Source organism: Hydrogenobacter hydrogenophilus (assembly GCF_900215655.1).
Lineage (GTDB): Bacteria > Aquificota > Aquificia > Aquificales > Aquificaceae > Hydrogenobacter > Hydrogenobacter hydrogenophilus.
This window is the reverse complement of record NZ_OBEN01000005.1, coordinates 84948-96051: the sequence shown is the minus strand read 5'-3', so window position 1 is coordinate 96051 and position 11104 is coordinate 84948. Positions and strand designations below refer to the sequence as shown.

The window sequence follows — 11104 nt, the reverse complement described above, 5'->3', positions numbered from 1 at the left end:
CCTGCAGTGCAGGTGATGATGGCAGAAAGCTTGTCTCCTAAAAACTTTCCCGCCAAACCTACCACTAAAAAGGCAAAAAAGGGTGTCAGCAAAAGAAGTGCTTCCATATTAGCCTCTCATATCCGTTATCTCGTCTGTAGATTCTACGCGCCTCAATCTAAATATGGCTATTATTATTCCAAGACCTACGGCCGCTTCTGCTGCTGCCAATGCTATGATAAAAAGTGCAAAAACTTGACCGTCCGCAAGCCCCAAATGAACATCAGCACCAACAAAGGCTATGTTAACTGCATTTAACGCAAGCTCCATACTCATAAGCACCGTAACTAAGTTTCGCCTTACTATCATACCAAAGAGTCCCAGACCGAAGATGAGCACGCTTAGTATTATGTAAGCCTCAAGGGGTATCACTGTCATAAGTTTGAGCCTCCTTCCTGCCTATTATTACTGCACCTATCATGCCTATCAAAAGTACCAAAGAGACAAGCTCAAAAACAAGGAAATATTTGCTAAATAGTATACTACCAATAACCTCTGTATTGCCAAACTTCTTTGACAGCTCCCATATTTGTCCCTTAGGTGAAGCACTTATACCCAAAGAGAAAACTACCAGTATTTCAAGATACATAAGCAGAAGCAAAGGAAAGGATAGGACACCTTCAACCCTATAATGGGAGTCTTTTTTAAGTGCCTTCTCCCACGGTACTGCAGTCAGGACGAATACATAAAAAACTGTGACCGCTACAGCGTATATAAGTAGCTGTATGGCACCTACAAGTTCTGCTCCCGCTACAAAAAAAATACCTGCTATGGCTATAAGCGAAGAGAGAAGTGATAGTATTACATACACAGGATTAGGAAGTACAACCACACCTAATGCAGAAAGGACTGCCAAAAGAGAAAAAAGCAAAAAGGCTAACCACTGTATCACTCCTTTACCTCCGGCAGTTTAAGGTCGTTTTCGTACCAAAGTTTTTGTCTTTGCTGGTCATCTATCCATATTCTGTCCGGTTCCTTTTCCCTTCTTGACTGCCAATCTCTGCCTATCTGCTCTAAGATCTCAAGATTTAGTATGGCATCCTTTCTCGTGTAAGAGGCTGTCTCATGGATATCGCTATTAAAAAGGCAGTCTACGGGACAAGCATCCACACAAAAACCGCAGAAGGTACAGAGCATAAGGTTCATGTTAAATACGCTCACTACCCGCTTTCCGTTTGGAAGTTTTTCTCCTTCTATCTCAAAAAGTTGAGGTACAGGACATGCTCTTTTACAGAGCATACAGACCACACACCTGCTCCTGCCGGGTCTTACTTCTATTTTGAACCTTTCTACCCACTCGTCAAACGCCGGCTGGGGTTCATTTCCATCTACAACTTTGTGTCCCAGAAAACCTCTGAACCTCTTTGGTGGTGTGAGCTTTTCATAAGGGTAGTGAGTGGTTATGGTTTTGCTAAAAGCCTGCCTAATAGTTACAGAGAGCCCTTTTATGAAGTCAATGAAAAGTATTCTTTCAAGCCAACTTAACGGTCTCTCAAACACCTTCTTAATCATGGCATCACTCCGTGAGATATTATAAACTGAATTTTAAATTTAAAGAGCTATATTATTTTCCATTATGGTCAAAGAGGTGCTGGATCAGAGAGAGCTTCAGTTTGAGTTTGCCAAAAGGTACTTTGAGGACTTTATTTCCAAAAGGAGCTACATGATACCCTACCTAAAACCTCAGGAAACTCCTACGCTTCTAATGGATACAGAGGGTATAAAGGAAAGGTACGAAGAAATGCGCAAACACATGCCCAACTTCAAAATATACTACGCAGTAAAAGCTAACGACGACATTAATGTTATAAAGGCTTTAGCAGAAAGGGGTTCAGGGTTTGAGGTAGCTTCCTCAGAAGAGCTAAGCAAAGTGATGAGCCTAAAAGTGGAGCCTGAGAGGGTTATATCCAGTAATCCAGTAAAGCCTGAGGAATTTATAGATTACGCTTACTCCGTAGGAGTAAATCGCTTCTCTGTAGATTCTTTCACCGAAGTGGACAAGATAGCAAAGATTGCAAGGAGAGCAAGGGTTTATGTAAGGCTTGTAGTTCCCAACGAAGGTAGTGATTGGCCATTATCTAAGAAGTTTGGTGTTGATGTAGATACCGCTTTGGATATTCTTGAGTACGCAAGAGAGAGGGGACTTGTTCCATACGGCATAACATTCCATGTGGGGTCTCAGTGCAACAATTACAGAAACTGGTTTATTGCCATAAGAAAGTCTGCAGAACTTTGGGAAAAGGCAAGAAGTAAGGGCTTTAAACTACAAATGCTCAACATGGGAGGTGGCATACCTGTCAAGTACACTTACGAGGCTCTCAGGATAGAAGATATAGCATATTACATAAAGGGTCTTCTCCAAAAGTTTTTCCCCAATCCACCTTACGAACTTCAAATAGAGCCTGGTAGAGGATTAGTAGGTGATCAAGGTATAATGGTCGCTAAGGTGATAGGGAAAGCCAAGAGAAACGGTGAAAATTGGCTATACATAGATACTGGAGTCTTCAACGGCTTAGCAGAAGCTCTGGGAGGTATAAGATACCCCATCTACTTAGACAGAGAAGGAGAGCTAAAGGAGTGGACTATAGGAGGTGTGTCCTGTGATAGTATGGATGTTATAGCCAAGATGGTAGCTTTGCCAGAGCCCGAGGTAGGAGACTACCTTTACATACTGTCTACAGGTGCTTACACAACAGTATACGCTTCTAACTTTAACGGTTTTCCAAAGCCAAAGGTAATCTGTCTGTGATGTATACTTGGAGCTTCCCTTCTTGAGAAGGTTCCACTCTTATTAATGCTCTGACGAGCTCTCTGTGTTTCTCAAAACTCTTCAGCAGCGCCTCCTCATTCATGTAAGGGGAGTAAAACATCACCAAGGTGCTTAGCTCTACCGCTCTTACTATGTGGAATATATCCTCGGCAGGAAGGACCTCCTTGTAGCTTACATACAGAAAGTCTGGATTTACATAGGATATGTCTCTGAGTCCATCCTCAAAAGTAGGCGTATCTATGCCTACCTCTCTCTGTATAACTAAAGATTTACCATGTTTCAAGAGGAAAGATAAAGGTCTTTCAAGAACCAGTATTATTTTCTGGTAATTTTTAGATACATGTTGGAGGACAGAATAGGCAAAAGTGCTTACCCTTATAGGGTTTGCGCCCAAAAGTAGCACTATACCAGAAGAGTTTATCCTTATAAGTTCGTCTATGAGTTGGGGTATTTTGGGATCCTCGCAGAGGTCTTCTAAAGTAGGCACAGAGTAAGGAGTCTTTACTATGTTTACCACATAACTGCCTCGCTGGGTTATATAACTGACCCTTATCCTTCCTACATTCTGTATGCCAAAGGAGAAGGTGCCTTCGTTTCCAAGAGGACCCAAAAGAGGCGACGCATAGCTTCTCAGAGCCAAAAGAGTATCTCTTACATCTTCGGAAGTAAGCAAGGTATCTGTTATCCTTACGAGTTTTCCATTCTTCCTATCAACAGGAGGTGCCTTTGGAGCCAAATATATCTCTGTTATGTCTGGGTTGCCACTTATATAACTTAGTATCTGGGACAGATAGTTCATGACTTTCTCATACCTAATTTGATTATGCTCATATCCACGCGCACAAAAATAAATTATATTTCAAGACAAAGGAGGAATCTGATGGCAGTAAAAGACATAGTAGATGCGCTAAGAGATATGACTGTTGACAATATGAGACTTTCCGAGCTCATAAAGGACATTAAACTCATAGGTTCCACCCTTGAGGTCGTTTACAGACTTCCCAAAAAGGGTCTTGAAGATGAGATAAAGCAAAAGACATACAAAGCTTTAGAGCATGTACCAGATGTAAAAACTGTAAATATAAGGTTTGCAGAGGGTGTGCCTGAACCACCCCCCGCTTTTGGACAGCCTGCATTTACAAGAAGACAGGTAGAAGGTGTAAAACACCTAATAGCGGTAGGTAGTGGAAAAGGTGGCGTTGGTAAATCTACCGTATCCGTTAACTTAGCGGTAGCGCTTTTAAAACAAGGCTATAAGGTAGGACTTTTAGATGCGGATATATACGGTCCCAGCGTTCCAACCCTTTTGGGTGTAAAAGGAGAGAGGGTTCATGTGGACGAAAGAAACAAGCTTATACCTGTGGAAAAGTACGGTCTTAAGGTGCTCTCCATAGGCTTTTTACTCCCGTCAGAGGATACTCCCGTCATATGGAGAGGTCCCATGCTTATGAAGGCTCTCACCCAGTTCCTCTTTGACGTAAATTGGGGAGAGTTAGATTTTCTTGTTTTGGACCTGCCACCTGGTACAGGAGACGTACAGCTCACATTGGCTCAGAATGTGCACATGACGGGTGCGGTGATAGTGACCACACCTCAAGATGTAGCCTTAGCTGATGTAAAAAAAGCAACCTCCATGTTTAAAGAGGTGAATGTACCCATACTGGGTGTGGTAGAGAACATGGCATACTTTGTCTGTCCCGATAGCGGGAAGAAGTACTATGTATTCGGTAAAGGTAGGGTCTTGGAATTTGCAAGAGCCTACGACTTGCAGATATTGGGTTCCATACCTATGGACCCAGAGGTGGCAGAAACATCAGATAAGGGTGTTCCTGTGGTCATTTCACATCCTGAGTCTGAAGTTTCTAAAGCCTTCTTGGGAATCGCTAAGCTTTTATCAGAAAAAATTTTAAGGAGGTAAGCATGTTTGTAAAAAAGGTAGGTCAAAGAGTAGTTTACTTAGATCACATAGCAACAACACCTGTTGCGCAAGAAGTACTTGAAGCGATGCTTCCTTACTTTAGGGAGCACTTTGGGAATCCCACCTCTTTGCACAGCTTTGGTCAAGTAGCAAAAAAAGCCATCAATTCTGCAAGAGAAAAAATAGCAACGCTTATAAACGCTAACTCTCCAGAGGAGATCATCTTCACTTCTGGTGGTATAGAAGCTAACAACTTAGCCATAAAGGGCATAGCGGAAGCTTACGAAAAGAAAGGAAAACACATAGTTTCCACAGAAATAGAACATCACTCCATACTGCATCCACTAAAAACCTTAGAGAGAAAAGGGTGGGAAGTCACATACCTAAAACCCGACAAATACGGTCTTATACATCCAGAGCAAGTAAGGGAAGCGGTAAGGGCTGACACTGTGCTGGTAAGCATAGGACATTCTAACAGAGAAATAGGCACTATACAGGACATAAAGAGTTTAGTGCAGGCAGCAAAGGAGAAAAATCCCAAAGTGATATTCCACACAGACGCATGTCCTACATTGGGACACTATCCTGTTGATGTGAAAGATTGGGGTGTGGATGCAGCATCTTTTACCGCTCATCTCATGTACGGACCAAAGGGTGTAGGTGCTTTATGGACCAAGAAAGGAGTCAAAATTAGGCCTCTCATAGAAGGTGGCACGCAGGAAAGAGGAGTAAGAGCTGGAACGGAGAATGTTCCTGGAATAGTGGGCTTTGGTGCTGCAGCCGAGCTTACCATGAAGGAGCTTGAAGATAGGATGAAAAGGCTTCCCCATTATAGAGATAAGCTCAGAAAGGCTCTTGAGGAAAGCCTTGATTACATAGAATTCACAGGACATCCTACTCAGAGACTACCCCATCATCTTTCACTGATAATTCACCTAATAGAAGGAGAAGCTATGCTTTTGAGGCTTGATCTGATGGGAATAGAAACCGCTTCAGGTTCCGCGTGCGTATCTCTGGCACTCAAACAATCCCATGTACTCTTTGCGGTAGGAGTACCAAAGGAAGTAGCAAACGGCTCGCTTGTGTTTAGCTTCGGAAGAGACAACACGGAAGAAGACGTAGACTATGTTATAGAGGAATTCCCAAAAGTTATAAGGCTTCTGAGACAGATATCTCCCTTCACACCTGAGAATTGGGAGCAGTATGTAAAAAGTAAGAAGTGATGCAGGCGTAAGGCTTAAGCTGGTTCTTTACATCTTTTGCAAGAAGCTTAATGGGTTCCTTGGTAATAGGATAAAGAAGGTTCTCATCAAGCTCAAGCAGAGGAAATAGGACAAAGTCCCTTTCAAGTAAGTGCTTGTGGGGTATTCTTAAAAAGCTAAGCATAATCACCTGCTGTTCGTACAGTAATATGTCTAAGTCTATCTCTCTGGGGCCCCATCTGTATCGTTCTACTCTACCTACACACCTTTCTATGTACTTTAGTACCTTCAAAAGAGCAATAGGGGTAAGGTGAGTGCTGAATTTGAGAACACCGTTTAAAAAATTAGGCTGATCTGGTACTCCCCAAGGTGAGCTTTCGTATACGGTGGATATAGCCTCCAACTTGCCTACTTGTGCAAGCAAGTTCAGGGCTTTAAGTATGTTTTCTAACCTATCTCCAAAGTTGCTACCAAAGGAAATGTAGCAGATAGCCATAAGATTGAGTATATGTATAATTTTAAGCTATGAGCCTGAGAATATACAACACCTTGAGCGGAAAGATAGAGGAATTCGTCCCGTTGGATCCACCAAAAGTTCTCATATACACATGCGGTGTGACTGTTTACGACGACTCCCATGTAGGACACGGTAGAAGTCTAATAGTTTTTGATGTATTCAGAAGGTACTTGGAGCATCTTGGTTACAGAGTTAAGTTTGTTAGAAACTTCACTGATGTAGATGACAAGATAATAAACAGAGCCAAAGAGGAAGGTAAAGACTTTATGACTATTGCTAACAGATACATAGCCAGCTACTATGTGGATATGGAGCGTATAAGAGTAAAACCTGCTAATGTAGAACCAAGAGTTACAGAACACATAAAGGAGATCATAGAGGTTATAAAAGAGCTTATAGATAAGGGTTATGCTTACGAGTCTGGAGGTGATGTTTACTTTTCTGTAAAAACCTTTCCCCAGTACGGTAAGCTTTCCAAAAGAAGCACAGAAGAGCTGGAAGTGGGAGCAAGAATAGAACCTTCCGAAAAGAAAAGAGATCCTTTGGACTTTGCCCTCTGGAAGTCTGCAAAGGCAGGAGAACCCGCATGGGAAAGTCCCTGGGGACAGGGAAGACCCGGGTGGCACACAGAGTGCGTTGCCATGATCTTTAAGCATTTGGGACACACTATAGACATTCACGGAGGTGGTCTTGATCTTGTCTTTCCGCACCATGAGAACGAAATGGCACAAGCAGAAGCTCTAACCGGAAAGCCCTTTGCCAGATACTGGATGCACAACGGACTTGTCACCGTGAGTGGACAGAAGATGTCCAAATCCCTTGGCAACTACATAACCCTTAAGGAAGTATATAAAAAGTATCATCCTGATGTACTCAGGCTTCTTGTCCTTTTCACCCATTACAGAAGCCCTCTTGATTTTTCATGGGAAAAGATGGAAGAAGCTAAAAGGTCTTACGAGAGGATAAAGCGTGCCATAGAGGACCTTGAAATGCTCAAGAGCCTCCCAACAGAAGATGGTGCTTTCACAAGTGACCTTTACGATAAGGCAAAGGAAGCAGAAGAAGAGTTTTTCAAAGAACTGAGTAATGACTTTAACACTCCTTCCGCACTGTCTCACATCTTTGGACTTGTAGGAGAGCTAGGAAAGATCAAAAACAAAGCACTCTTGGAAAGGAAGATAAACAAGCACGAACTTTCCGCCTACGAGTTTGCGGTGAATTCCATGCTAAAGCATATGAGAGGTATATTTGGACTTTTTGAAGATCTCTACCCAGAAAAGTCTGTTGAGGAAGTGGTTAAAAAAGAGCTCGAAGCGGGACATGTGCTGGACGAAAAACTTATAGATCTGCTCATACAGGTGAGGGACATGGCAAGGAAGGAAAAGGTTTTTAAGATAGCGGACTACATAAGGGATGAGCTTAGAAACATAGGCATAGCCTTGGAAGACACACCTACAGGAACAAAGTGGAGGAAGCTATGAGAGTCATAAGCGGTATGAGGCCAACGGGCAAACTGCATTTAGGACACTACTTTGGTGTAATAAAAAACTGGATAAATCTTCAGGAAAACCACGAGACTTTGTTTTTCATAGCGGACTGGCATGCTTTAACCACTGCTTACAAAAAAACCTCTGAGCTAAAAGAGAACATAAGAGAAGTGATGCTTGATTGGATAGCCTTAGGGCTTGATCCAAAAAAGAGTCTTCTCTTCATACAGTCCAGAGTAAAAGAGCACGCAGAACTCTTTTTACTTTTTAGTATGATAACACCAAAAAGCTGGCTTGAGTGGAATCCTAGCTACAAAGACATGAAGTATAATCTTCTGAGAATACAGGATTTAGAGATACAGTTCAAAGGTGGCATAAGGGACCTTATAAAAGAGCTGACTTCAAGACTTCCTTACAAGGTTGAAGATTTTGAGGCTCTTGAGGATATGATCCTTGATGAATTATCCCAGTCCCTTGTAAGAGCTGTATTTGAAGGATACATGGAAAGCCATATACTCAAAGAGCTTAATGTATCCAAGAGGGACTTTTACGATACGGACACCTACGGCTTTTTAGGTTATCCCGTGCTTCAAGCAGCGGACATCCTCATATACAAAGCTAACGCTGTTCCGGTGGGTGAAGATCAACTTCCCCATATAGAGCTAACAAGAGAGATAGCAAGAAGGTTCAACTATCTTTACGGTGATACCTTCCCTGAACCTCAGGCTATGCTTACTCAAACCCCCAAACTGGTAGGTATAGACGGTAGGAAAATGAGCAAATCCTACAACAATGCCATATACTTTGCAGATACAAAAGAAGAGGTGGAGCAAAAGGTCATGAGATTTTTTACCGATCCTCAAAAGCTTCGTAAAGGTGATCCCGGAAGACCAGAGATATGTCCCGTCTTTATGTACCACAAACTTTTTACGCAGGATGAAAAAGTTTTGCAAATAGAGAAAGACTGCAAAAGTGGAAAGCTCGGATGCGTTGAGTGCAAAAAGATCATGTTTGAAGGGCTTGAGAGATTTCTTGAACCAATAAGAGAAAGAAGGGAAAGCCTTAAACAAGACATTAAGCACTTAGAAGAACTGTTTGAAGAAGGGTCTAAAAAAGCAAGACAAATAGCGATAAAAACCCTTGAGGAAGTAGAGAAAAAAATGAATCTCAGATGATCTGGCTTCTTATTGCACTACTGATTTCTTACTTAGCCCTTCTCCATCTATACCCTATTAAGTGGGTAAAAGCAAGAAGGTCTAAAGAGTTCTTTGAACCTCCTGACTTTTATGTGTATTCTTACGAGTTTCACATACACACACAGTTCTCTTACGATTCTTTGGGTAAGCCCGAAGACATAAAGATGAGTATGTCTTCTGAGGACATAGATTACGCAATAATCACAGATCACGATACAGACGCTATAAAAAATTTCTGTGATGAGCACAAGATGATTGCAGGTGTTGAAAGGAAGATCACGGATCAAGAGGGAAAGATCCTCGGAGATCTCATTGAGATAGATAACCTTAAAGTTATAGCTCACCCCTTTAAGGAAAAGTATAGGTGGAAACTAAGTAGAGATAAAGAGTACATATTGGAAATAATAAACCTAAAAGACGCTCTCCTTGAGAACAAATTTATGCTCTTTTTGCACCTACTTCCTGTAGTTTTGCTCCTTCCCATTTTTAAAGAAAGATCCTTATCCCTTTTGCAGAAAGTTATAGATATTGAAAAATACGCTTGCGTTTACTTAAAAGAAGGATGGGATAACCCTGTCATAGGAGGGCTTGATCACCATGTTAAAATATACATAAGGGAGGTAGGAATGAGATTTTTATTTCCTAACTATAAGTACTCTTTTATGCTTATGAGAAACTTCCTTTTGTCTAAAGAAAAGATATCTTCTGCCAAGGAACTTATTAATGCAATAAAGAGAGGTATTACCATTGTATCTTTTCTGCCCAAACCATCATTAGTATGGAGAAAGGGTAAAAAGCTCTTTGTTCAAACTCCTTACGAAAACTCTATTGTATTTGTAGAAGGAACACAAAAGAACTGTTTTGAAGGTAGTTGCGCAAGCACAGAACTAAATGACGGTGTGTATGTAGTTTATGCTTACAGATACCTTTTGAGAATAGGAAGATTATATTTAGGAGTTAGACCACTGTTTATAACTGCATTAGAGGTGAGGAAAGATGGAGATGCCCTTACCTGAGGAAATAAAAGAAAAAATACTGCAAAAGGTTAAAAATAAAGCCCTTGCACAGAAGGCTTTTGAGTATGTAAAGGTGGTTAAAATGCCAGACGGAAGCCTTTATGTAAAAGAGGAGTTCAACGACACAGATCACCACGCCCTGTGGTTTATGGTCTTAGCTGTTGTAAATTACGCGCAGAGGCTTTTGAGGGGTGAGGAGTTAGATGACATATGATCAATACCTGGCACTTGGTTTTGCTGTACTTTTTGCATCTTTTGCCCTTGGCTTTAAGAATAGCGTTGTAAAAAAGCTCTCCGCTCTGTTCAGTGTATCCTTTTTGCTACAAACGGTCGCCGGTTTTTTAAATAAGAAGTATCTAAATCTCCTCTTGATCTTTTATAGCTATTTGCTCATTGCAGTAGCTTTTTTTTATAGCATATCCTTAACTAAGACCATAAGGTCGCTAAAGAACAAGGCATATTTAGATGCACTTACAAAGGTAAATAACAGAATGTTTTTTGAAGAGGTTTTAAAAAAAGAGCTCGAAAATTACGAAAAGCTTGGCATAAATTACTGCATACTTTTTATTGATATGTACAATTTCAAAGATATCAATGACATCTACGGTCATGCTAAAGGAGATGAAGTTTTAGCAGAAGTAGGGTATAGACTTAGAAAGCATTTAAGGTCTGACGATTTTATTATAAGATACGGTGGTGATGAGTTCATCGTGGTTCTAAAAGACATAAAAGAAGACAAGATATTTACAGTCATAGAAAGACTAAAAAGTGCGTTGACATTTGAAGTTAATGGTACTCAAGTAAAAGCCAACGTTGGATATGCTGTATATCCCAAGGATGGTGCAAGTGTGGATGAGCTTATAAAGATCGCCAGTGCTCGTATGTACGAAGACAAGAAACTTTATGAGAAAAATGAGGCAGTTTAGCAAAATACGAGTAGGGAGGGGGTTTTACGGGGA

General features: G+C 41.2%; 13 protein-coding genes. 8 read left to right on the top strand and 5 right to left on the bottom strand.

Annotated elements, in window-relative coordinates; genetic code table 11:
* Positions 1-108: 108 nt before the first annotated feature.
* From nuoK to CP948_RS05635, 3 genes are read right to left on the bottom strand one after another with little or no spacing between them, the layout of a single operon-like run.
* Positions 109-417, bottom strand: a complete 309-nt coding sequence (gene nuoK, locus CP948_RS05645) for an NADH-quinone oxidoreductase subunit NuoK (protein ID WP_096602234.1) — start codon at positions 415-417, stop codon at positions 109-111.
* A complete protein-coding gene (locus CP948_RS05640; RefSeq protein ID WP_096602233.1) occupies positions 398-931 on the bottom strand; it encodes an NADH-quinone oxidoreductase subunit J family protein in 534 nt (177 codons plus the stop codon). The genes nuoK and CP948_RS05640 overlap by 20 nt, the downstream gene beginning before the upstream one ends.
* Positions 928-1551: a NuoI/complex I 23 kDa subunit family protein gene (locus CP948_RS05635; protein ID WP_096602232.1), complete on the bottom strand. Its 624-nt coding sequence runs from the start codon at positions 1549-1551 to the stop codon at positions 928-930. The genes CP948_RS05640 and CP948_RS05635 overlap by 4 nt, the downstream gene beginning before the upstream one ends.
* Positions 1552-1615: 64 nt before the next feature.
* On the opposite strand from CP948_RS05635, the gene CP948_RS05630 reads away from it, so the two are divergent.
* The gene (locus tag CP948_RS05630; protein WP_096602230.1) at positions 1616-2788 is read left to right on the top strand and encodes a type III PLP-dependent enzyme; all 1173 of its coding nucleotides are present in this window, start codon (positions 1616-1618) and stop codon (positions 2786-2788) included.
* On the opposite strand, the gene CP948_RS05625 is transcribed toward CP948_RS05630, so the two are convergent.
* On the bottom strand, positions 2751-3608 hold the full coding sequence (locus CP948_RS05625; protein WP_096602228.1) for a twitching motility protein: 858 nt from the start codon (positions 3606-3608) through the stop codon (positions 2751-2753). The two genes, CP948_RS05630 and CP948_RS05625, sit on opposite strands and share 38 nt — an antisense overlap.
* An 81-nt stretch (positions 3609-3689) precedes the next feature.
* Between CP948_RS05625 and CP948_RS05620 the strand changes: the two genes are divergently transcribed.
* Positions 3690-4727 (top strand): Mrp/NBP35 family ATP-binding protein, encoded by a 1038-nt coding sequence (locus CP948_RS05620; protein ID WP_096602226.1) that lies wholly within the window; start codon positions 3690-3692, stop codon positions 4725-4727.
* A 2-nt stretch (positions 4728-4729) separates the two neighbouring features.
* On the top strand, positions 4730-5950 hold the full coding sequence (locus CP948_RS05615; RefSeq protein ID WP_096602224.1) for a cysteine desulfurase family protein: 1221 nt from the start codon (positions 4730-4732) through the stop codon (positions 5948-5950).
* Here CP948_RS05615 and folK read toward each other — a convergent pair.
* Positions 5907-6425 (bottom strand): 2-amino-4-hydroxy-6-hydroxymethyldihydropteridine diphosphokinase, encoded by a 519-nt coding sequence (gene folK / locus CP948_RS05610; RefSeq protein ID WP_096602222.1) that lies wholly within the window; start codon positions 6423-6425, stop codon positions 5907-5909. The genes CP948_RS05615 and folK overlap by 44 nt on opposite strands.
* A 29-nt stretch (positions 6426-6454) precedes the next feature.
* On the opposite strand from folK, the gene cysS reads away from it, so the two are divergent.
* From cysS to CP948_RS05585, 5 genes are read left to right on the top strand one after another with little or no spacing between them, the layout of a single operon-like run.
* On the top strand, positions 6455-7927 hold the full coding sequence (cysS, locus tag CP948_RS05605; RefSeq protein ID WP_096602220.1) for a cysteine--tRNA ligase: 1473 nt from the start codon (positions 6455-6457) through the stop codon (positions 7925-7927).
* Positions 7924-9108: a tryptophan--tRNA ligase gene (trpS, locus tag CP948_RS05600; protein WP_096602218.1), complete on the top strand. Its 1185-nt coding sequence runs from the start codon at positions 7924-7926 to the stop codon at positions 9106-9108. The genes cysS and trpS overlap by 4 nt, the downstream gene beginning before the upstream one ends.
* Complete coding sequence (locus tag CP948_RS05595; protein WP_180764096.1) at positions 9105-10145, top strand: PHP domain-containing protein; 1041 nt, start codon at positions 9105-9107, stop codon at positions 10143-10145. The genes trpS and CP948_RS05595 overlap by 4 nt, the downstream gene beginning before the upstream one ends.
* A complete protein-coding gene (locus CP948_RS08865) occupies positions 10126-10359 on the top strand; it encodes a hypothetical protein (protein ID WP_180764095.1) in 234 nt (77 codons plus the stop codon). The genes CP948_RS05595 and CP948_RS08865 overlap by 20 nt, the downstream gene beginning before the upstream one ends.
* On the top strand, positions 10349-11071 hold the full coding sequence (locus CP948_RS05585; RefSeq protein WP_096602214.1) for a GGDEF domain-containing protein: 723 nt from the start codon (positions 10349-10351) through the stop codon (positions 11069-11071). Before CP948_RS08865 ends, CP948_RS05585 begins: the two co-directional genes overlap by 11 nt.
* Positions 11072-11104: the final 33 nt, after the last annotated feature.